Source organism: Pseudomonas sp. GW822-FHT06B12 (assembly GCF_058799675.1).
Window position 1 is genome coordinate 74,907 of the sequence record NZ_JBXALR010000001.1, and the last position, 20,112, is coordinate 95,018.

The following is a 20,112-nucleotide window of genomic DNA, read 5'->3' on the forward strand; positions in this document are numbered from 1 at the left end:
AGCAGGTAATGGTTTCGAGGCAGCAATCGAAGCGGACGTGCATCCATGCGGCGTACCTCGCTCATCGTCGTTTTCGGAGAAAACATTACCCTGAGCGTAACAGTTCACCGCTCATCTTGATTGATGCCTCTAGCATTAGCTCCTAAGGTAACTCCACGACAGCGAACCCGTGGAGTGAGCATGACAACAACAATATCCCCCGACTCGCGCTGGACGCGGCGGCGCACTGAAAAGCTGCGGCGCCTCGAGCAGGTGCGAGGTCTCGCCGATGGTGTGGTGTTGCCCACCGACAAGATCGTCGCGGCACTTGAGGCGCTGATTTTGCCTGGCGACCGTGTGGTGCTGGAGGGCAACAACCAGAAACAGGCGGACTTTCTTTCCCGCGCCCTGGCCAAGGCCGATCCGGCCAAGCTGCATGACCTGCACATGATCATGCCCAGCGTCGGTCGCTCGGAGCACCTGGACCTGTTCGAGCGCGGCATCGCGCGCAAGCTCGACTTCTCCTTCGCCGGCACCCAGAGCCTGCGCATCAGCCAGTTGCTCGAAGATGGTTTGCTGGAAATCGGCGCGATCCACACCTACATCGAGCTCTACGCCCGGCTGGTGGTGGACCTGATTCCCAACGTGGTGCTCTCGGCCGGTTTCATGGCCGACCGAGCCGGCAATATCTACACCGGACCGAGCACCGAAGACACCCCGGCGCTGATCGAGCCGGCGGCCTTCAGCGACGGCATTGTGATCGTCCAGGTCAACCAGTTGGTGGACGACGTCAGCGAGTTGCCCCGCGTGGACATTCCCGCGTCCTGGGTGGACTTCGTGGTGGTGGCCGACAAACCGTTCTACATCGAACCGTTGTTCACCCGCGACCCCCGGCACATCAAGCCCGTGCATGTGCTGATGGCGATGATGGCGATCCGCGGGATCTACGAAAAACACAATGTTCAGTCGCTCAACCACGGTATCGGTTTCAACACGGCGGCCATCGAACTGATCCTGCCGACCTATGGCGAATCGCTTGGGCTCAAAGGCAAAATCTGCCGAAACTGGACCCTCAATCCGCACCCGACCCTGATTCCGGCCATCGAAAGTGGCTGGGTCGAAAGCGTGCATTGCTTCGGCACCGAACTGGGGATGGAAAATTACATCGCCGCACGGCCGGACGTGTTTTTCACCGGTCGCGACGGTTCCCTGCGTTCCAACCGAATGTTCTGCCAACTGGCTGGCCAGTACGCGGTCGACCTGTTTATCGGCGCGACCTTGCAGGTGGATGGCGACGGCCATTCTTCCACCGTGACCCGTGGACGCCTGGCCGGTTTCGGCGGCGCGCCGAACATGGGCCACGACCCGCGTGGTCGCCGTCACGGCACCCCGGCCTGGCTTGACATGCGCCACGGCGATGCCCCCGAAGCCTTGCTCGAGCGCGGCAAAAAGCTTGTGGTGCAAATGGTCGAGACCTTCCAGGAGGGCGGTAAGCCGACCTTCGTTGAAACCCTCGATGCGGTTGAAGTGGCGAAGAAAAGCGGCATGCCTTTGGCGCCGATCATGATTTACGGCGACGACGTCACGCACCTGCTCACCGAAGAAGGCATCGCCTATTTGTACAAGGCGCGTTCCCTGGAGGAGCGTCAGGCAATGATCGCGGCCGTGGCCGGAGTCACCGCCATCGGCCTGCGGCATAACCCCAAAGACACCGCGCGCATGCGCCGTGAAGGGTTGATCGCGTTGCCCGAAGACCTCGGCATCCGCCGCACCGACGCGACCCGCGAACTGCTGGCCGCGAAAAGCGTCGCCGATCTGGTGGAATGGTCGGGTGGCTTGTACAACCCGCCCGCCAAGTTCAGGAGCTGGTAATGCACGCACTCAATCTGCAACCCAAGCGCCTGACCCTGGCCGAACGGCTGGCGGACCTGGCGGTAGACGCCCTGATTGACGAAGCCGACCTGTCACCAAAACCGGCGCTGGTGGACCGTCGCGGCAGCGGTGCCCACAGCGATTTGCACCTGGGGCTGATGCACGCTTCGGCACTGTCGCTGTGGCCGGCTTTCAAGGAAATGGCCGAAGCGGCCATCGAGTTTGGCGAAGTCGGTGTGCCGCTGCGCGAAGCCCTTGGGCGGATTGGCCGCGAGGGCGAGCAAGCGATGCTGGCGACCACCAACGGCGTGAATACTCATCGCGGGGCGATCTGGGCCTTGGGTCTGTTGGTCGCCGCCGCCGCGCTGGAACCTGAATCCAGTGGCGCCAGCTCGGTCACTGTACGCGCCGCACGTCTGGCGTTACTCGAGGATCGTGATGCGCCGCGTCCGTTCAGTCACGGGGCCCAAGTGGCGCAACGTTACGGGGCTCGGGGCGCTCGGGAAGAAGCACAACTGGGCTTCCCGGCCGTGATGCAATTCGGCCTGCCGCAACTCCAACGTAGCCGCGCCGATGGCAGCGGCGAACAGAATGCCCGGCTCGATGCCTTGCTGGCGATCATGAGCACGCTCGCCGATACCTGCGTGCTTTACCGCGCCGGCGAGCAGGGGTTGCAAACGATGCAACTCGGCGCCAGGGCGGTGTTGGAGGCGGGCGGTAGTGCCAGCCTGGCCGGTCGCCGTCGGCTGCATGAGCTGGACCAACAATTAATTGCGTTGAATGCCTCGCCCGGCGGCGCTGCGGATTTGCTCGCAGCCTGCCTGTTTATCGACCGCATCTCCTCTTGCGACGGCGTCATCCAGGGAGCTTTCTGATGGAAACCTTATCCTTTGAATTCCCCGCCGGGCAGCCGGCACGGGGCAGGGCGCTGGTCGGCTGTGTCGGCTCGGGCGATCTCGAAGTGCTGCTCGAACCGGGGCAGGCCGGCACGCTGACGATCCAGGTGCAGACGTCGGTCAATGGCAGCCAACAGCGCTGGCAGCATTTGTTCGCACGGATGTTCGACGGCCAGACACCGCCAGCGATGACCATCGATATTCATGATTTCGGAGCCACTCCTGGTGTGGTGCGCTTGCGTCTGGAACAGGGCTTCGAGGAGATAGGCCATGAGTGACTACGCAGCATTGCTCAACAAATGCAGCTTCGTCGAACTGGGTGCCCGGCAACGCGCCAAAGCCTTGCTCGACGCCGGGACCTTCCGCGAATTGCTCGACCCGTTTCAGCGGGTCATGTCGCCGTGGCTATCGCGTCAGGGCGTGGTGCCGCAAGCCGATGACGGTGTGGTGATCGCCAAGGGCCGCATCGGCGGTTTGCCGGTGGTGATCGCCGCCATCGAAGGCGCATTCCAGGGTGGCAGCCTGGGGGAGGTCGGCGGGGCGAAGATTGCCGGCGCGCTGGAACTGGCAGCCGAGGACAACCGCAAGGGCATCCCCACCCGCGCCGTGCTGTTGCTGGAAACCGGTGGCGTACGTTTGCAGGAAGCCAACCTCGGGCTGGCGGCGATTGCCGATATCCATGCGGCGATTGTCGACCTGCGCCAGTACCAGCCGGTGATCGGTGTGGTGGCCGGCAGCGTCGGTTGTTTTGGCGGCATGTCGATTGCCGCCGGGTTGTGCAGCTATCTGCTGGTCACTCAGGAAGCGCGACTTGGCCTCAATGGTCCGCAAGTGATCGAACAGGAAGCCGGGATCGAGGAATACGACTCGCGCGACCGTCCTTTCATCTGGAGCCTGACCGGCGGTGAGCAACGGTTCGCCAGTGGGCTGGTGGATCGGTATGTGGCCGATGACGTGGCGCAGATTCAGCAACACGTCAGCGAGCTGCTGCAACAAGGGCTGCCCGCTGAACAGCGCAGTCGCCAGGCAGATCGGTTCCTGCAACGCATCGCCCGTCTGGACGCCGAGCCACAAATCGAACCGGCGACGGTTCGCGATCTGTATCAAGGAGCGCATTCATGAGCGGTTATTCCCTGAGAGGTTTGCACTGGTTTCAAGCCTTGAGTGCCGGCTCCACCATCGTCGACGGATTGCCCGCTTCGTTGAAAGTCGCCGACGGCGTGTTGGGCGAGCAGCCCGTGCGGTTTATCGCGGTGGTGGCCGATCCGCAGAACCGCTTTGTTCGTGCCCGTAACGGCGAGGTCGGTTTGTTGGAGGGCTGGGGTCTGGCCAAAGCGGTGGATGAGGTCATTGAAGCCGATCGCGCTAAACCGCAGAAGCGCGCGCTGATCGCCATCGTCGATGTGCCAAGCCAGGCGTACGGCCGCCGCGAAGAAGCCCTGGGTATCCATCAGGCCCTGGCCGGTGCCGCGGACAGTTATGCCCGAGCACGACTGGCCGGGCATGCGGTGATCGGTTTGCTGGTGGGCAAGGCGATGTCCGGGGCGTTTCTGGCCCACGGTTATCAGGCCAACCGGCTGATTGCCCTGCGTGACCCAGGGGTGATGGTTCACGCCATGGGTAAGGTGTCGGCCGCGCGGGTCACCCTGCGCAGCGTTGAAGAACTCGAAGCCCTGGCCGCCAGCGTGCCGCCTATGGCCTATGACATCGACAGCTATGCCAGCCTCGGCCTGCTCTGGGAAACCCTGACGGTGGAGCAGGTCGAGCAGCCGAGCGCGAACGATCTGGCTCGGGTCAGCGACCGCTTGCTCCACGCCATTAGCGACGTCGAAGCCACTGGGACCGATTTGAGCTCCCGTCTGGGCGCGACCAACCGTGCGGCATCGAGCAAGGTTCGCCAACTATTGCGTGAGCAATGGTGAACGGGTTTCTGGCCCATGACCTGCTCTGGGGGCTGGCCCCGGAGCAGTTGCCGGCGGACGCGCCGCCGTGGGTGGTCGAGGTCATGAGCGAAGGTCAGCCAGTCGTGGTTCGACGCGCCTTGAGTGCCGCAGATCAGATTGCAGTGGGCGTTCGTGGAGCGTTGCGCGAGCAACGTTATGCAACGCTGATGGCGGTCGAGGCGATCCAGCGTCGGGTACGGCCGGAAGATCTTTGCCATGTCGAGGGTAATCGCGATTTGCCGGCCTTGCAGGTTCTGGCGCAACTGCGGCCGATGCTTGATGCCTGCGGTTGGGTCTGGGGTGTCAGTGGCAGCGCCGGGTTTGAGTTGGCCAGCGGCGTGACGGCATTGCATGAGCGCAGCGACCTCGACTTGATCCTGCGCACGCCGCAACCCATGGACCGGGTTCAGGCACAGGAACTGCTGAAGAGGCTGGACGCCGCTGCGTGCCCGGTGGACATGCAATTGCAAACACCGCTGGGCGCGGTTGCCTTGCGTGAATGGGCCGGTCCGGCAAAGCGGGTGTTGCTGAAAAACGCCCGCGAAGCACGGCTGGTGATCGACCCTTGGCATCCACAGGAGCAAACAGCGTGAGCAGCCTGTTGGTGTTCCCAGGCCAAGGTGCGCAGCAGCCGGGCATGCTCCATCGTTTGCCCGAGGCGAGCGTGATCGAGGCGAGCGAGGTGCTGGGCGAGGATGTTCTGCAACTCGATTCTGCCCAGGCGCTGAAATCAACCCGAGCGGTTCAGCTGTGCCTGTTGATCGCAGGCGTCGCTGCAGCGCGTTTGTTGTTGCAGCACGGAGCGACAGTGGATTACGTGGCCGGGCTGTCCATCGGCGCCTACCCGGCGGCGGTGGTGGCGGGTGCGTTGCGCTTCAGCGATGCACTGCATCTGGTCAGTCTGCGGGGTGAGCTGATGCAACAGGCCTATCCCCAGGGCTACGGCATGACCGCGATCATCGGTCTGGACCTGGCGACCGTGGAAGGCTTGCTGGCGCAGGTTCACAGCAGCGCGACGCCGGTTTACCTGGCCAACATCAATGCTGATAACCAGCTGGTTATCGCCGGCAGCGACTCGGCGATGAAAACCGTCGCCGAGTTGGCCCGAGGGCGTGGCGCGGGGTTGGCCAAACGGCTGGCGGTCAGCGTGCCGTCGCATTGCCCGCTGCTCGATGAACCCGCACAGGTGCTGGCCGAGGCGTTTGCCAACGTGCCGTTGCAGCTACCGACAGTGGGCTACTTGAGTGGCAGCCGCGCCCGACCGATCCGTTCGGCCGAGGCGTTGCGCGATGACCTGGCATTCAACATGTGCCGGGTGGTGGACTGGCGCGGCACCGTACAAAGCGCCTACGAGCGTGGCGTGCGGTTGCACATCGAACTGCCGCCCGGTGCGGTGCTCACCGGATTGGCGCGACGGGTGTTCGAACAAGGCACGGTCATCGCCTTCGATGGCGCGCGCCTGGATACGTTGCAAGCGCTGTTGCGTGAGGAGGGAAGTCGCCAACCCTAGACACCGCTCAGGCTACGAAGGACAAAAACAATAACTTCGACGATGCACTTTGAGGACGACAACAATGATTATTTACGGTGTGGCGCTGCTGGCGATCTGTACGCTGGCAGGGGTGTTCGTGGGCGACATGCTCGGCGTGTTGTTGGGCGTCAAGTCCAACGTCGGCGGGGTTGGTATCGCGATGATCCTGCTTATTCTCGCGAAGTTGTGGACGCACAAGCGCGGCGGCATGACCACGGAATGCGAGCTGGGCGTCGGCTTCTGGGGTGCCATGTACATTCCGGTGGTGGTGGCCATGGCCGCGCAACAGAACGTCGTCGCCGCCTTGCACGGTGGTCCGGTGGCCGTGCTGGCCGCCATCGGTTCGGTAGTGACCTGCGGCTGCACCATTGCCTTGATCAGCCGGATCCACAAGGGCGAGCCCTTGCCGGATGAGCCTGAGGATATAACCTCGGTTGCCGCCTCGATCGGGAGACACTGATATGTGGAATCTCTTGGAAGCGGGTCTGAAACATAACGATCTGGTCACCGCGTTCGCATTCGTCGGCGTGATCATGTGGATCTCCGTCGTGCTCTCCAAACGCCTGACGTTCGGACGGATTCATGGCTCGGCGATTGCCATCGTCATCGGATTGGTGCTGGCCTGGGTCGGCGGCACGCTTACCGGTGGGCAGAAAGGTCTGGCGGACGTCGCGGTGTTTTCCGGCATTGGCCTGATGGGCGGTGCCATGCTGCGGGACTTTGCGATCGTCGCAACGGCCTTCGAAGTGCAGGCCACCGAAGCGCGCAAGGCCGGGTTGATCGGCGCACTCGCGCTGCTGCTGGGGACCGTGCTGCCGTTTATTGTCGGGGCGTGCATCGCCTGGGCATTCGGTTATCGCGATGCAGTGAGCATAACCACCATTGGCGCCGGGGCGGTGACCTACATCGTTGGCCCAGTGACTGGCGCGGCGATTGGCGCCAGTTCCGATGTGGTCGCACTGTCGATTGCCACCGGATTGATCAAGGCCATTCTGGTGATGGTTGGCACGCCGATGGCCGCGCGCTGGATGGGGCTTGATAACCCGCGCTCGGCGATGGTCTTCGGTGGGTTGGCCGGTACCGTCAGCGGCGTGACGGCGGGCCTCGCGGCGACGGATCGACGGTTGGTGCCTTATGGCGCGCTGACGGCGACCTTTCATACCGGGCTTGGGTGTTTGCTTGGGCCTTCTTTGCTGTACTTCATTGTTCGCGGGATTGTCGGCTAGGTTCAGGACTTGATTAGCCTGTTCTGACGCTATCGCGAGCAAGCTCGCTCCCACATTAGATTTGTGAGCTGCCACAGATTGCAGCAACACTATCAATCCACTGTGGGAGCGAGCTTGCTCGCGATGGGGGCGACTCGGTTTCAGGCATGCCGATGGGCATACATCCGACACTCCGCCAACAACGCCAGCAGATTCGGATCACGCTCCTTGGCCTTCAGAAACACCACCCCAATGTGCTGCTGCAACCGATAGCGCTCCTGCAACGGGACCAGCTTCACCCGGTTCTCGTATACCGCGGCAATCCGCCCTGGCAGCAGCGCATAACCGACCCCGGAGCTGACCATGCTCAGCAGGGTGAAGATATCGTTGACCTGCATCGCGACCTTCGGCTCGAACCCTGCCTGCTTGAAGACCCGAATGCCATCCTGGTGCGTAGCGAAGCCCTGGGTCAGGGTAATGAAGGTCTCGTTACGCACCTCGGCGAGGTCGACTTCGCTCCGTTGGGCAAACGGTGAGTCGGCTGGCGTGGCGAGGAAGATGTCGTCGGAAAACAGCGGGATCTGCTCGCAGTCCGGGTCGTTGACGGTGTCGTCCAGAGAGACCAGGATCGCATCGACTTCCATGTTTTTGAGCTTGTACAGCAAGTCGAAGTTGGAGCCGAGGATCAGGTCGATGTTCAGCTCGCTGCGGCGAATCTTCAGGCCCATGATCAGTTGCGGCACGGTTTTCACCGTGAGTGAATACAGCGAGCCGAGCTTGAAGCGTTCTGCCGAAAAACCAGCGGCTTCGCGGGTCAGGCGTACGCTCTCGAGCACATCCTGAATCAGCTTCTGCGCCCGCTCTTCGAGCACATAAGCGCTTTCCAGTGGTGTCAGGCTGCGCCCTTCATGCTTGAACAACGGGCAGCGCAATGCGCTTTCCAGCGAGTGAATGGCCCGGTGCACGCTGACATTGCTGGTCTGCAGTTCGGCCGCCGCACGGGCCAGGTTGCCGGTGCGCATGAAGGCCAGAAACACCTCCAGTTTTTTCAAGGTCAGTTCTTCATCGATCAACATGGCGCAGACTCTTTTTTATTAGCCTGATTGTGCACTACCAGTCGACCTTTGGCTTAAGGGTTTATGGCCACCTGGTGTGGCCGGCAATTGAGGTACGCCGAGGATTTCAGCCAGCGCTGGTCGGGGTACCAGGAAAACATGAACTGGCCGTCCTTGAGTGTGTCGATGACCTGATGCGCCACTTGTGGTCGCACTGCCGGGCAGCCCAGGCTGCGTCCGATGCGGCCCTGACGCTCGCTCCACAACGGACTCACGTAATCGGCCGCGTGAATCACGATGTCACGGTCGCGTGCGCGGTCATTGAAACCCGGCTCCAGACCGTCCATGCGCAGCGAGTAGCCGTGGCTGCCCTGGTAGCTTTCCTGGGTGCGGAACAGGCCCAGGCTGGACTGAAAACTGCCGACGCGATTGGAGAACTGCGTGGCGAAATTTTCCCCGGACTTTTGCCCGTGGGCGACCAGATCGCGCAGCACCAGGGACTTTTTGCGCAGATCGAAGATCCACAGGCGACGTGCCGTGGAAGGTTGTGAATAGTCGATCACGGCCAGGCGTTCGGCTTGTCTGGCGCCACTGTTGACGGCACATTGCATGGCGCTCAGGGCACTTTGTAGCGCTTGGGGATTGAGTTCCGGAGCGACCTGCGCGAGGCTGTTATACAACGCTTGGTTGTGGGTGCTGGCAGCGAGCACCGGAGTGCAAAGCGCACTCAGGGTCGTCGCTGCCAGACTGAGGCGGCGCATAAAGGTCAGCATGTGTTGAGAGTCTCATTGTTATTGTTATTGTTGACTCCCGACGTCCTGTCATTTCCCCGGCAGGCCTGTTGATACGCTGGCCTAATTGCTTGCCGCACCCGCTGCAGAGGTTGACCGTCTACGTGACGGTCGTGGAGTGGAGTAAAGCTGTTGATCAAAAAGCTCGCATGTTACTTGAGCCTTTGCCTGCTCGCTGCGCCATTGGTCGCGACTGCCCAGAACGAGCTGGCCGATCACGACAGTCCGTTGCAATTGGCGCTCACTCAATTGCCGGTCGATTGCCCACGCCTGGCCGCGCACCTGAGCGCACCTGCGCAAATGCTGTTGCAGGCTTTTTATCAGCAGCAAAATTACCTCCTGATCTGGCCTGTCAGCGGGCGCTTGTCGGCATTGCAGGCACAGTTGCGGCAGTTGGCCGATGACGGGCTGGACCCAAGCCGCTATAACCTGCCCACGGACAATTCCGAGGGTGACGCGTTGTGCGTCGACATCGGCATCAGTGCGCATTACCTGCAAGCCTTGCAGGACCTGCACTACGGTCGCTTGCGGCAATCGCGTTTCGAGCCGCTGTGGCATGCGCAGGCGCTGCCACAGGATCGACACGCCGAGGTGCTTGCCATCGCCGGGCCGGGTCTGCAGGACATTGCGGCGGCTTTTCAGCAGGCCCGTCCAAGCCTTGAGCTCTATCAGAGTTTGCGCCGCGTTTATGCCCGCCAGCGCCAGCAGGCGTTGCCCCATTGGCCAGCAGTCGCCAGTGGGCCTTTGTTGCGCCCCGGCGCGCATGATGCGCGAATACCGGTGTTGGCGCGGCGGTTGTTCAGCGAGGGCTATCTGCCCAGCGTTTCCGCAAGTCTCGGCACCGCCTACAACACGGAGCTGGTGAGTGCTGTGAAAAACTTCCAGCTAAGCCATTCGCTGCAAGCGGATGGCATGGTTGGATCGGACACGGTGGTTGAGTTGAACGTCAGTCCGGCGACGCGGCGCGAGCAGCTGCGCATCAACCTCGAACGCTTTCGCTGGCTGGCGCAGGATCTGGAGCCCAATGGCCTGCTGATCAATGTGGCCGCGGCGCAGTTGACCGTCTATCAGGCCGGTGTGCCGGTCTGGCAGACGCGGACCCAGGTGGGGCGTGCCGAGCGGCAGACCCCGCTGCTGAAATCGTCGGTCACGCGGCTGACCCTGAACCCGACCTGGACGGTGCCGCCGACCATCATGCGTGAAGACAAGCTGCCGGAAATTCGCCGGGACCAGACGTTCCTGAGTAAACAAAACCTGCAGGTGCTCGATAGCGACGGCCATCCGTTGGTGGCGGACGATATCGACTGGGATAACCCTGGCAACATCCTCTTGCGCCAGGATGCCGGACCGAAGAACCCGCTGGGACAGATGGCGATCCGCTTTCCCAATCCGTTCTCCGTGTACCTGCACGACACCCCCAGCCAGGCGCTATTCAACAAGGGGCCGCGCGCCTTCAGCTCAGGCTGCGTGCGGGTCGAGCAAGCGATGCAGCTGCGCGATCTGTTGTTGAGTCCGGCGGAGCGTGTGCGTACCAACGAGTTGCTGGCGACGGGGCTTACCCACGAATTCAGGCTGGCCAAACCGGTGCCGATCCTGCTCAGTTACTGGACGGTGCAAGCCGACAGCCATGGCCAGTTGCTCTATGCCCCGGATATTTATGGACGTGATGCAGCCTTGTCGGCCGCGCTGGGCAGCAAGTCCTGAGCAGGACTCTCACCCCGGTTTGGAGGTACAAAACATGAATAATGAGCCGCGTGAGCAGGGCGAACCGTTCAAGCGACTGTTCTTCGCGCTGCCCTGCGCCATTGCGCAACGCCGAGCCATCGCCCAATGGCGAAGCGCTCTTGGGCTGGGTAGCGGGCGTCCGGTGCCAGCGGAAAACTTTCATCTGACGCTGATGTTTCTGGGGGCTGTGGCGGTGGCGCAGGTTCCGGCTATCTGCGCGGCTGCCGCGCAAGTACGAACGCCAGGCGAGCCGTTGAATGTATCGCTCGACTGTCTGGATGCATGGCGTCGAGCCGGCATTTTGTTACTCGCGCCAACGCAGACACCGCTACCTTTGCGTCAGCTGGTTTACGCCTTGCAACAGGCGATGCTGCCGCTTGGGTTTGTCGACGAGCCCCGGGAATATCGTCCTCATTTGACCTTGATGCGGGACTTTCGAGAGCTTGTCCCGGAGTCGGAGACGCCACCGGACTTTCACCTGAGTGCCAGGCATTTCGCCCTGTTCGAATCGCATAAAGGTCGTTATCGGGCGCTGGCTGAATGGCCTCTGTTATCAATGACCGGGTCAGGAGAATAGGGGGCTCGCTCCGGTCAGTTGGTTGTACATCTTGACCCTGCGGTGGCTATTCGCATAACCGCCCATCGCTGAAACCGTCCCGCTTTGAATATGGTCCAGATAACGGAATATCGTGCGTGGCGAAATAAAGCCGATCTTGTAGTTCAACGCCGCCATTCGATCTTGCAGCTCATAACCGGGATTGCGCTCATCCATATGAAAGTGCAGCCCGTGCTGTTTGATCAGTCGAGCATTCCACAGGGTGCAAAAGCTCTTCAAGTGAACTTCTTTGAACGGTTTCGGCGTCTTTGCATTAAACCCCAAGGCCAGCAGGCTACGCCGTGTGTAGTGTTTGAAAAACCGTGAAGTCAGGCGCCAGGCCGATCGGGCCACGCCTCGATTCAGCTGTTCCAGGCAGCCGACCGCCGCTACTTCTTGCGGGCCTGTGCACTGGCTGAGCATCAGGCCGAAAACAGCCGAGTCGTAAATGAACGTATCGGTGTGCAACAAAAACAGGTACTCGGTTTCAACCTGCTCCAGGGCAAGATCCAGGGCCCGGCCGTGAGCCATACTCCCGGCTTCAGGGCCGTTGCTTTTACGCTCGATCAGGTTGATCCAGTCGAGCGTGCGCAGGTATTCGCTGCTCGCATCGTTCGAATGGTTGTCCACCACAAACACTGGCACGCCAGCCTCTTGCACATGCTCGCGCAGCAGTTCCAGGCAGGTTTTGGTCAGTTCAAGCGATTTATAGTTGACCAACGCAATGCTGTAGTTGGCCTGGGTCGTCAGTGAATGCGTCATGAGTGGGTGAGCCTCGGTTGCTGCCTGAACTTCAGGCTTGCGCTCATCCTAGAGAGGGCAAACTTTCGGCCTGTTCCCACATGGATAAATTTTTTGACAGGGTTGTTTCTGTTTCTGATTCTGATGAGCGGGGAGGCGGGCGAGGGGGGATAGATCTATTCGAGAGAGCGGAGGACAGGTTCTTATAGGGAGATGAACCTGTCCTCGCTTGCTTCAAGGCATCACTCTGCGTAGCAGCCGGGACTCAGCGCACCAGGCAGGGCTTTTTGTTATCGAACTTCCAGCCGGGAATCATGAACTGCATGGCCACGCTGTCGTCACGCGCGCCCAGGCCCATGCCTTTGTAGAGTTCGTGGGCCTTGGCGACGGCGTCCATGTCGATATCGACGCCCAGACCGGGTCTGGCTGGAACCTCGATGTGGCCGTCGACGATTTGCAGTGGCTCCTTGGTCAGCCGTTGCCCGTCCTGCCAGATCCAGTGGGTGTCGATTGCGGTGATCTCGCCGGGTGCAGCTGCCGCGACCTGGGTGAACATCGCCAGCGAAATGTCGAAGTGATTGTTGGAATGAGAGCCCCAGGTCAGCCCCCACTCATGACACATCTGCGCCACGCGTACCGAGCCCTGCATGGTCCAGAAGTGCGGATCGGCCAATGGAATGTCCACCGACTGTAGCTGGATGGCATGGCCCATTTCGCGCCAGTCAGTGGCAATCATGTTGGTCGCCGTCGGCAGACCGGTGGCTCGGCGGAATTCGGCCATCACCTCACGGCCGGAATAGCCATTTTCAGCGCCACACGGGTCTTCGGCGTAAGCGAGAACGTGATGCTGATCGCGGCACAAACGGATGGCTTCTTTAAGCGACCATGCGCCATTCGGGTCGAGGGTGATGCGCGCATCAGGAAAGCGCTCGGCCAAAGCAGTAACAGCTTCAATTTCTTCATCGCCGCTCAACACGCCGCCCTTGAGCTTGAAGTCGTTGAAACCGTATTTGGCCTTGGCGGCCTCGGCCAGGCGCACGATGGCTTCAGGCGTCATCGCCTGTTCGTGACGCAAGCGGAACCAGTCATCCGCATCGGGTTCGCTGCGGTACGCCAGATCGGTCTGGTTGCGGTCACCAATGTAGAACAGATAACCGAGCATCTTCACCGCATCGCGTTGCTGGCCTTCGCCGAGTAAGGCGGCCACCGGGACTTCGAGGAACTGGCCGAGCAAGTCCAGCAGGGCGGCCTCCATGGCGGTCACCGCATGGATGGTGATGCGCAAGTCAAAGGTTTGCAGGCCACGGCCGGCCGAGTCGCGGGCCGCGAAAGCGCTGCGCATGGCGTTCAGGATGCTTTGGTATTTGCCGATCGGCTGCCCGACCACCAGGCTGCGGGCGTCTTCCAGGGTTTCACGAATGCGCTCGCCGCCGGGGACTTCACCGACGCCGATGTTGCCGGAGCTGTCCTTGAGAATGACGATATTGCGGGTAAAAAATGGGCCGTGGGCGCCGCTGAGGTTCATCAGCATGCTGTCGTGGCCGGCAACAGGAATGACCTGAAGGCTGGTGATCAGCGGGGCTTTTCCGGTGTGGTAAAGGTGTTCGGTATTCATGTTCATTTCCTGTTTTTGTCAGTTCGACCCAATCGCCGATCAGTGCGATTTACCCAGCGCGGGTTGGTGAATGTCCGTGTCGGCTGCGTCCGTTACCGTGGGTTTGGTCTTGGCGAAAAACACCAGCAGCGCAGCGATGATCGAGGTGCCCGCCAAGCCATACAGCCCGCCCTGAATGGAACCGGTGGTTTGCTCCAGGAAGCCGAAGGTCGTCGGGGCGACGAACCCGCCGAGGTTGCCGATGGAGTTGATCAAGGCGATGACCGCGGCGGCGATTCGGGCATCGAGGTAGCCCTGGGGAATCGGCCAGAACAGCGAAGACGCTGACTTGAAGCCGATGGCTGCAAAGCAGATGGAGATAAAGGCGAAGATCGGCCCGCCCGTGGTCGACAGGAACATGCCCGTGGCGGCGATCAGCAGCGCAGCGGCGACCCAGGCCTGCTGGAACTTGAACTTGCCCGACAGTGCGGCGAAGGCATACATGGCCACAATCGAAATCAGCCAGGGAATCGAGTTGTAGAAACCCACCTGAACATCGCTGAGGTCGCCCATCTTTTTGATGATGCTGGGCAGCCAGAAGGTGGCGGCATAGATCGTCAGCTGAATGCAGAAGTACAGGGCGCAAAACAGCATGATCTGACGGTCCTTGAGCAGTTTGCCCAAGGTCGGTTTGACCGTGTGGGCGGCGTCGCGCTCACGTTGTTCGCGCTCGATTTCGTCGACGAGTGCGTCCTGCTCTTCACGGCTCAGCCACTTCGCGTCGTGCGGTTTGGAGTCCAGCCAGAACCAGACGAAGAAGCACAGAAACACCGACGCCATGCCTTCAATGATGTACATCCACTGCCAGCCGTGCATGCCGAGGCCGTCGATTTGCAGCAGCATGCCGGACAACGGGCCCGAGATCAGCGAGGCGAATGCCGAGCCACTGAGGAAGATCGCGATGGCTTTACCGCGCTCGACACCGGGCAACCACCGAGTGAAGTAGTAGATGACGCCCGGGAAGAAGCCGGCTTCGGCCACGCCCAGCAGAAACCGCAAGATGTAGAAGTGGGTTTCGTTCTGGATGAAGGCCATCAGCGTGGCGGTAATGCCCCAGGTGAACATGATCCGGGTCAGCCAGAAACGCGCACCGACCTTTTGCAGCAGCATGTTCGAGGGCACTTCGAACAACGCATAACCAATGAAGAACAAACCTGCACCGAGCCCGTAAGCCGCGGCACCGATGCCCAGGTCGTGTTCCATGTGGGTGCGGACGAAGCCAATGTTGACGCGGTCGATGTAATTGACGATGAACATGATGACGAAGAGCGGGAGCACATGGCTCTTCACTTTCGAAATGGCGCGCGCCAGGACAGGATTGTCCGGCGAGACGGCAGGTGCGTTGCTTGAGTTGCTCACGGTTCATGACTCCCACTGATTATTGTTATGCGGGTGTGGTGCTGCAGTGTTGTTTTGCGACTTAAGTTGCCAGTCATCATACAAGTGAGATTTTTACCTCGCAATACGAGTCTTGCGACCAAATGGCTATAAAAACTGGGGGTATAAGATTTAAATGTGCGTTTTTGACGGGTTTTCAGCGGTTTAAGCTCGATTTTTACTCGGCGTTTCAGTTTTCAAGATGAGTGTTTGGGTCGTCATGCGGACGATGGAGTCGAATAAAACTGCTGAAACAGCTATGTTGTCTGACGTGTTGAGGTGAAAAATCAGCATTCGGAAGGGGGGCAAGGGCAGCCCACTGAACGACGGTAGTAGTATTCTGGAGCCTCATTTGAACGGGTCGGACCACATGCAAAACGAATCCAATGGTTCAGGCCGCAAGCGTGCGCCCGGTCTGGCGCACGATATTGTCGCCGAGCTGACTCAACGCATCCTGCTCGGGCAGATCGCGCCCGGTGAAAAACTGCCCTCGGAGTCGACGATTGTTCGTGAGCACGGCGTCAGTCGCACCGTGGTTCGCGAGGCCATCTCCAAGTTGCAGGCGTCGGGGCTGGTTGAAACCCGGCATGGCGTGGGAACGTTTGCCCTGGAGCGTGACCAGCATCAGGGTTTTCGCCTGAGCAGCGACACCGCGATCAGCGTGCGGGGGATTCTCGAACTTCGCATGGGGCTGGAGACGCAAGCCGCCGCCCTGGCCGCGAAGCGCCGAACGGACGATCAGCTTGTCCGGATGCGCCAGGCACTGGACGATTACCAGAATTCACTGGCCAATAACGACAGCAGCGTTGAGCCCGACGTGCGTTTTCATCGGCTGATTGCCGAAGCCACCGGGAATACGTACTTCACCGACATCATCTATCAGCTGGGTAACTCGGTCATACCTCGCACGCGGATCAATGCGCAGGAACGTGGCAGCACCGATCTGATGAAGCTGGGCCAGGCCGCCAATCTGGAGCACGAAGCGATCTTCAATGCGATTCGCCGACAGGACCCCGACGCGGCCAGAGCGGCCATGCTGCTGCATTTGAGCAACAGCCTGGAGCGTATGGCGGTTGAGTGAGGCAATCTCAGAGCAACGACATCGCCCCTCAAACCAACAACTGCAGCGTTTCAAACAGCTGTCGATCTTCCTGCTTCGCCGAACGCGCATGACGCCGAATCACCTGTAACAGGCACTCGGTAAAACACAGCGCCGGATTGCTCAGCGAGCCGTTGCGTCGGGTGACGATGCTCAGCTGTCTCGGTTCGAACTGCTCGGTCAGGTTCAGCGAAACCAAGCGGCCAAGGAAGGGCGGGGCAGTGCTCAGGATGGTCGGGCCCCAGGTGCACATGTCGGCCCGCTCGAGCATCATTTGCAGAATCGCCAGTGAATGGGCGCGCACGATGCGTTTTTCATCAATCTGCGCGTTGTGCCTCCAGAACAGCTCCTGCATCAGCGCATCGTGGCCGTCTGGCGCGTAGTTCAGGGTCCAGTCCTGATCGAGCAATTCGTGAATCGACCGTGCGTTCTGTCGCGGATGACCCTGGCGAACCAGCACCGAGGTCTGGTAATCGAGCAGGGTTTCGCAGGTAAATTCCGGGGTCGCTTGTGCGGGGTGAAGCTGGCCAATGGCGAAGTCCATGCTGCCATCGCGCAGCAGCGGCTGGGCCACCGCCATCAGGCTTTCGAACAATTCCAGCTGGATGTCTGGCATGCGTGCTCGAAAGGCCAATACCACTTCGGGCAAGAAGGTTAGCGCGACCCAGGGCGTGACCCCGACGCAGAGTCGCCCCTGGGCCTTGCCGCGCAGGTGATCGAGTTCGGTCTGCGCATGTTCCAGTTGCTTGAGCACCAGCCTGGCGTGCATCAGCAGCACCTTGCCAAACTCGGTGAAATTCAGGCCACTGGGGGTTCTGACGAACAGCGGTAACTGTTGTTCGGTTTCCAGCTCGCGCAGGGCTTTGGTCACGGCGGCCTGGGACATGTCCAGCGAGCGCGCAGCGGCACGGATGCTGCCGGTCTCGGCGCTGGCGATCAGGGCTTGTAATTGATGCAGTTTCATCTGCTCACCATGGCGACAACTGTTGGTTGTCATCATAACCAAACTGAGCCTCCCCAGCCTACGACCCATTCCCTAAGATCGAATCCAGCAGCGCCCAGGTCGAGTCGCGGGCAGCTGAATAATCTTATCGAGGAGCACACCCATGAATGCTGACCACGTCCTGCCGGGAATCGCTGCGCTGCAGGATGAAATGATCGCCCTGCGTCAGCGTATTCACGCGCACCCCGAGCTTGGGTTTGAAGAGTTCACCACCAGTGAGCTGGTGGCGCAGTGTTTGACGCAGTGGGGGTATGAAGTCAGCAAAGGGGTGGGCAAGACCGGCGTGGTCGGGACCCTGAAAAATGGTCAAGGGCGGTCGCTTGGGCTGCGCGCCGACATGGATGCGTTGCCGATTCAGGAAGCCACCGGGTTGCCCTATGCCAGTCGGATCGACGGCGTAATGCATGCCTGCGGCCACGACGGTCATACCGCAACCCTGCTGGCGGCGGCTAAATACCTGGCGCAAACGCGGGATTTCAACGGCACGCTGAATCTGGTTTTCCAGCCGGCCGAAGAAGGCCTGGGCGGTGCACAGAAGATGCTTGAGGACGGGCTGTTCGAACGTTTCCCGTGCGATGCGATATTTGCCATGCACAACATACCGGGCTATCCCGCCGGGCAGTTGGGGTTTTACAGCGGGCCGTTCATGGCGTCTGCCGATACGGTCACGATCAAAATCATCGGCACCGGTGGCCATGGCGCGGTGCCGCACAAGGCGGTCGACCCGGTGGTGGTCTGCTCGTCGATCGTGATCGCCCTGCAAAGCATTGTCTCGCGCAACGTCAATCCGCAGGAAACGGCAATCATCACCGTCGGTTCGATTCATGCCGGGAACGTTTCGAATGTGATTCCCGCGTCCGCCGAAATGATCCTGAGCGTGCGCGCATTGACGCCTGAAGTTCGCCAATTGCTCGAGCGCAGAATCACCGAGCTGGTCAACGGGCAGGCGGCGAGTTTCGGCGCGCGGGCCGAAATCGATTATTTCCACTGCCATCCGGTGCTGATCAACGATCCCGAGCAAACCGCATTTGCCCATCAGGTAGCGCGGGAGTGGCTGGGAGAAGGGCAGCTGATCGAAGACCTGCGGCCCTTCACCGCCAGCGAGGACTTCGCGTTCATCCTCGAAAAATGCCCCGGCAGTTATCTGGTGATCGGCAATGGCCATGGCGATGGCAGCTGTTTGCTGCACAATCCCGGTTACGACTTCAATGATGCCTGCCTGCCGATAGGGGCGAGCTATTGGGTGAAGTTGGCCGAGGGTTTTCTGCGTTGAGGCGCACTGCTTTTGAATATCAAAGTTTTTAAACATCACGGTTGTACAAAAAGCTGTCGGTAACCCGACTCGGCGAACCCCTGGAGGAAAATAACAATGAATAAGATGATCGCGGCGGTTTCACTGGTTTTCATGACGGCATCCGGCCTGGCCGGCGCAGCCGACTGGTCCGGCAAAGTGTTGAGGTTGGGTATTGACCCGACGTACCCACCGCTTGAGTACAAGAATCAGGATGGCACGCTGACCGGCTTTGGCGTCGACATCGCCGACGCGCTGTGTGCGGAGTTGCACGCCAAATGCGTCTGGGTTGAAAGCAGCTGGGACGGGATGATTCCGGGGCTGCTGGCACGCAAGTTCGACGCTATCGCTTCGTCGATGACCGTCACCCCCAAGCGTCAGGAGCAGATTGCGTTCAGCGACAAGGTCTCCAACGCGCCGGCACGCCTGGTCATCAAGCGGGGATCGGACCTGCAACCGACCCTCGAGTCGCTCAAAGGCAAGCGCATAGGCGTGGAGCAGGGCTCGACCCAGGAAGCGTTTGCGAAAGCCGTCTGGGGCAAGCAGGGTGTAGAGATTCTGTCTTATCAGAATCAGGACCAGGTCTACGCCGACCTCGTGGTAGGGCGGCTCGATGCGTCGTTGCAGGGCTCGATTCAGGCCAGTTACGGGTTTCTGAATAAATCGGTGGGCAAGGACTACGAGTTTGCCGGCGGCACGCTGGACAACCCGGAATTCTTTGGCGTCGGTGACGGCATCGGCGTGCGCAAGAATGATGTTGAACTGCGTGAAGACCTGAACAAAGCCCTGGCGACGATTCTTGCTAATGGCACGTACGCGAAGATCAACAAAAAGTACTTCGACTTCGACATCTACGGCGCGAAGTAATCCCTGCTTGATACCTGAACAGGGCAGTCACCTGGGCTAATGCCAGTCAGCTAAACGAACACAAGGTTCGAAACAGCAAAGATCAAATGTGGGAGCGAGCTTGCTCGCGATAGCGGTGTGACAGTCAACATTGATGCCGAATGTAAAACCGCTATCGCGAGCAAGCTCGCTCCCACACTGGATTTGCTTCGCTTGCCAGAATTGACTGGCAATCGTTCCCACGGGAGTATGGGAACGATCAATAGACGCCGACTGTTACTTGCCCAGCGCCGCTGCCAGTAGCGGAGCCGCCTGCTCATCCGTCAGCGCAGGGAGAATCTCCATGGCCAAAAGGTCACTCCATTCCTTGCTAATGGCACGTACGCGAAGATCAACAAAAAGTACTTCGACTTCGATATTTACGGCGCGAAGTAAACTCCGCTCGGCATCTTGAACGGAGCAGTCGCCCGGGCTAATGCCAGTTAGTTAAGCGAACGCTTGGTTCGAAA

At 60.5% G+C, this 20,112-nt stretch carries 20 protein-coding genes and 1 pseudogene; 14 read left to right on the top strand and 7 right to left on the bottom strand.

The features are described 5' to 3' along the window. Positions 1 to 180 precede the first annotated feature (180 nt). From mdcA to madM, 9 genes are all read left to right on the top strand, one after another. Positions 181 to 1,851, top strand: coding sequence for a malonate decarboxylase subunit alpha (gene mdcA / locus AC1RKH_RS00385; protein WP_493060624.1), 1,671 nt, complete (start codon positions 181 to 183; stop codon positions 1,849 to 1,851). After that, positions 1,851 to 2,726 carry a triphosphoribosyl-dephospho-CoA synthase gene (locus AC1RKH_RS00390; protein WP_493060625.1) on the top strand — a complete coding sequence of 292 codons (876 nt, stop codon included), beginning with the start codon at positions 1,851 to 1,853 and terminating at the stop codon, positions 2,724 to 2,726. Before mdcA ends, AC1RKH_RS00390 begins: the two co-directional genes overlap by 1 nt. Further along, a complete protein-coding gene (locus AC1RKH_RS00395; RefSeq protein WP_427540191.1) occupies positions 2,726 to 3,025 on the top strand; it encodes a malonate decarboxylase subunit delta in 300 nt (99 codons plus the stop codon). Before AC1RKH_RS00390 ends, AC1RKH_RS00395 begins: the two co-directional genes overlap by 1 nt. After that, positions 3,018 to 3,869, top strand: coding sequence for a biotin-independent malonate decarboxylase subunit beta (locus AC1RKH_RS00400; protein ID WP_493060626.1), 852 nt, complete (start codon positions 3,018 to 3,020; stop codon positions 3,867 to 3,869). The genes AC1RKH_RS00395 and AC1RKH_RS00400 overlap by 8 nt, the downstream gene beginning before the upstream one ends. Then, on the top strand, positions 3,866 to 4,669 hold the full coding sequence (gene mdcE, locus AC1RKH_RS00405; RefSeq protein WP_493060627.1) for a biotin-independent malonate decarboxylase subunit gamma: 804 nt from the start codon (positions 3,866 to 3,868) through the stop codon (positions 4,667 to 4,669). The genes AC1RKH_RS00400 and mdcE overlap by 4 nt, the downstream gene beginning before the upstream one ends. Continuing rightward, entirely contained in the window at positions 4,663 to 5,283 is a 621-nt protein-coding gene (locus tag AC1RKH_RS00410; protein ID WP_493060628.1) for a malonate decarboxylase holo-ACP synthase, read from the top strand. The genes mdcE and AC1RKH_RS00410 overlap by 7 nt, the downstream gene beginning before the upstream one ends. Next, positions 5,280 to 6,200: a malonate decarboxylase subunit epsilon gene (gene mdcH / locus AC1RKH_RS00415; protein ID WP_493060629.1), complete on the top strand. Its 921-nt coding sequence runs from the start codon at positions 5,280 to 5,282 to the stop codon at positions 6,198 to 6,200. Before AC1RKH_RS00410 ends, mdcH begins: the two co-directional genes overlap by 4 nt. A 64-nt stretch (positions 6,201 to 6,264) precedes the next feature. Further along, positions 6,265 to 6,681, top strand: coding sequence for a malonate transporter subunit MadL (gene madL / locus AC1RKH_RS00420; protein WP_123427733.1), 417 nt, complete (start codon positions 6,265 to 6,267; stop codon positions 6,679 to 6,681). Position 6,682: 1 nt separating this feature from the next. Beyond that, complete coding sequence (madM, locus tag AC1RKH_RS00425; protein ID WP_493060630.1) at positions 6,683 to 7,447, top strand: malonate transporter subunit MadM; 765 nt, start codon at positions 6,683 to 6,685, stop codon at positions 7,445 to 7,447. A 140-nt stretch (positions 7,448 to 7,587) separates the two neighbouring features. Here the strand turns inward: madM and AC1RKH_RS00430 are convergent, their stop codons facing one another. Next, positions 7,588 to 8,502 (bottom strand): LysR family transcriptional regulator, encoded by a 915-nt coding sequence (locus AC1RKH_RS00430; RefSeq protein ID WP_123427737.1) that lies wholly within the window; start codon positions 8,500 to 8,502, stop codon positions 7,588 to 7,590. A 53-nt stretch (positions 8,503 to 8,555) separates the two neighbouring features. Then, entirely contained in the window at positions 8,556 to 9,254 is a 699-nt protein-coding gene (locus AC1RKH_RS00435) for a murein L,D-transpeptidase catalytic domain family protein (RefSeq protein WP_493060631.1), read from the bottom strand. 150 nt (positions 9,255 to 9,404) lie between these two features. On the opposite strand from AC1RKH_RS00435, the gene AC1RKH_RS00440 reads away from it, so the two are divergent. Together AC1RKH_RS00440 and thpR are read left to right on the top strand one after the other, a co-directional pair. Next, a complete protein-coding gene (locus AC1RKH_RS00440) occupies positions 9,405 to 10,976 on the top strand; it encodes a L,D-transpeptidase family protein (RefSeq protein ID WP_493060632.1) in 1,572 nt (523 codons plus the stop codon). Positions 10,977 to 11,010: 34 nt separating this feature from the next. After that, the gene (thpR, locus tag AC1RKH_RS00445; protein ID WP_493060633.1) at positions 11,011 to 11,574 is read left to right on the top strand and encodes an RNA 2',3'-cyclic phosphodiesterase; all 564 of its coding nucleotides are present in this window, start codon (positions 11,011 to 11,013) and stop codon (positions 11,572 to 11,574) included. Here the strand turns inward: thpR and AC1RKH_RS00450 are convergent. The 3 genes from AC1RKH_RS00450 to AC1RKH_RS00460 all read right to left on the bottom strand — a co-directional run bounded on the left by AC1RKH_RS00450 (position 11,563) and on the right by AC1RKH_RS00460 (position 15,346). Further along, entirely contained in the window at positions 11,563 to 12,354 is a 792-nt protein-coding gene (locus AC1RKH_RS00450; RefSeq protein ID WP_493060634.1) for a glycosyltransferase family 2 protein, read from the bottom strand. The two genes, thpR and AC1RKH_RS00450, sit on opposite strands and share 12 nt — an antisense overlap. 244 nt (positions 12,355 to 12,598) lie before the next feature. Further along, positions 12,599 to 13,948, bottom strand: coding sequence for a glucarate dehydratase (gene gudD / locus AC1RKH_RS00455; protein WP_123427748.1), 1,350 nt, complete (start codon positions 13,946 to 13,948; stop codon positions 12,599 to 12,601). 39 nt (positions 13,949 to 13,987) lie between these two features. Then, entirely contained in the window at positions 13,988 to 15,346 is a 1,359-nt protein-coding gene (locus AC1RKH_RS00460) for an MFS transporter (protein WP_493060635.1), read from the bottom strand. A 388-nt stretch (positions 15,347 to 15,734) separates the two neighbouring features. On the opposite strand from AC1RKH_RS00460, the gene AC1RKH_RS00465 reads away from it, so the two are divergent. Further along, complete coding sequence (locus tag AC1RKH_RS00465; RefSeq protein ID WP_493060636.1) at positions 15,735 to 16,445, top strand: FadR/GntR family transcriptional regulator; 711 nt, start codon at positions 15,735 to 15,737, stop codon at positions 16,443 to 16,445. Between the two features lie 28 nt (positions 16,446 to 16,473). Here the strand turns inward: AC1RKH_RS00465 and AC1RKH_RS00470 are convergent, their stop codons facing one another. Beyond that, positions 16,474 to 17,463, bottom strand: a complete 990-nt coding sequence (locus tag AC1RKH_RS00470) for a LysR substrate-binding domain-containing protein (protein WP_493060637.1) — start codon at positions 17,461 to 17,463, stop codon at positions 16,474 to 16,476. A gap of 106 nt (positions 17,464 to 17,569) precedes the next feature. Here AC1RKH_RS00470 and AC1RKH_RS00475 point away from each other — a divergent pair, with 106 nt between their 5' ends. Together AC1RKH_RS00475 and AC1RKH_RS00480 are read left to right on the top strand one after the other, a co-directional pair. Continuing rightward, positions 17,570 to 18,739 (top strand): M20 aminoacylase family protein, encoded by a 1,170-nt coding sequence (locus AC1RKH_RS00475; RefSeq protein ID WP_493060638.1) that lies wholly within the window; start codon positions 17,570 to 17,572, stop codon positions 18,737 to 18,739. A gap of 96 nt (positions 18,740 to 18,835) precedes the next feature. Next, positions 18,836 to 19,624: an ABC transporter substrate-binding protein gene (locus AC1RKH_RS00480; RefSeq protein ID WP_493060639.1), complete on the top strand. Its 789-nt coding sequence runs from the start codon at positions 18,836 to 18,838 to the stop codon at positions 19,622 to 19,624. A 255-nt stretch (positions 19,625 to 19,879) separates the two neighbouring features. On the opposite strand, the pseudogene AC1RKH_RS00485 reads toward AC1RKH_RS00480, so the two are convergent. Then, positions 19,880 to 19,969, bottom strand: a pseudogene (locus AC1RKH_RS00485) (DUF3303 domain-containing protein); the annotation flags it as partial. Positions 19,970 to 20,112 lie beyond the last annotated feature (143 nt).

Excerpts from the sequence above, each read along its gene's own strand:
- AC1RKH_RS00395 (WP_427540191.1), top strand. The coding sequence starts at position 2,726 with ATGGAAACCTTATCCTTTGAATTCCCCGCCGGGCAGCCGGCACGGGGC.
- mdcE (WP_493060627.1), top strand. The coding sequence starts at position 3,866 with ATGAGCGGTTATTCCCTGAGAGGTTTGCACTGGTTTCAAGCCTTGAGT.
- AC1RKH_RS00390 (WP_493060625.1), top strand. The coding sequence starts at position 1,851 with ATGCACGCACTCAATCTGCAACCCAAGCGCCTGACCCTGGCCGAACGG.
- AC1RKH_RS00450 (WP_493060634.1), bottom strand. The coding sequence starts at position 12,354 with ATGACGCATTCACTGACGACCCAGGCCAACTACAGCATTGCGTTGGTC.
- gudD (WP_123427748.1), bottom strand. The coding sequence starts at position 13,948 with ATGAATACCGAACACCTTTACCACACCGGAAAAGCCCCGCTGATCACC.
- AC1RKH_RS00430 (WP_123427737.1), bottom strand. The coding sequence starts at position 8,502 with ATGTTGATCGATGAAGAACTGACCTTGAAAAAACTGGAGGTGTTTCTG.
- AC1RKH_RS00475 (WP_493060638.1), top strand. The coding sequence starts at position 17,570 with ATGAATGCTGACCACGTCCTGCCGGGAATCGCTGCGCTGCAGGATGAA.
- AC1RKH_RS00465 (WP_493060636.1), top strand. The coding sequence starts at position 15,735 with ATGCAAAACGAATCCAATGGTTCAGGCCGCAAGCGTGCGCCCGGTCTG.
- madL (WP_123427733.1), top strand. The coding sequence starts at position 6,265 with ATGATTATTTACGGTGTGGCGCTGCTGGCGATCTGTACGCTGGCAGGG.
- AC1RKH_RS00480 (WP_493060639.1), top strand. The coding sequence starts at position 18,836 with ATGAATAAGATGATCGCGGCGGTTTCACTGGTTTTCATGACGGCATCC.
- thpR (WP_493060633.1), top strand. The coding sequence starts at position 11,011 with ATGAATAATGAGCCGCGTGAGCAGGGCGAACCGTTCAAGCGACTGTTC.
- AC1RKH_RS00400 (WP_493060626.1), top strand. The coding sequence starts at position 3,018 with ATGAGTGACTACGCAGCATTGCTCAACAAATGCAGCTTCGTCGAACTG.
- AC1RKH_RS00435 (WP_493060631.1), bottom strand. The coding sequence starts at position 9,254 with ATGCTGACCTTTATGCGCCGCCTCAGTCTGGCAGCGACGACCCTGAGT.
- AC1RKH_RS00410 (WP_493060628.1), top strand. The coding sequence starts at position 4,663 with ATGGTGAACGGGTTTCTGGCCCATGACCTGCTCTGGGGGCTGGCCCCG.
- mdcA (WP_493060624.1), top strand. The coding sequence starts at position 181 with ATGACAACAACAATATCCCCCGACTCGCGCTGGACGCGGCGGCGCACT.
- madM (WP_493060630.1), top strand. The coding sequence starts at position 6,683 with ATGTGGAATCTCTTGGAAGCGGGTCTGAAACATAACGATCTGGTCACC.
- AC1RKH_RS00470 (WP_493060637.1), bottom strand. The coding sequence starts at position 17,463 with ATGATGACAACCAACAGTTGTCGCCATGGTGAGCAGATGAAACTGCAT.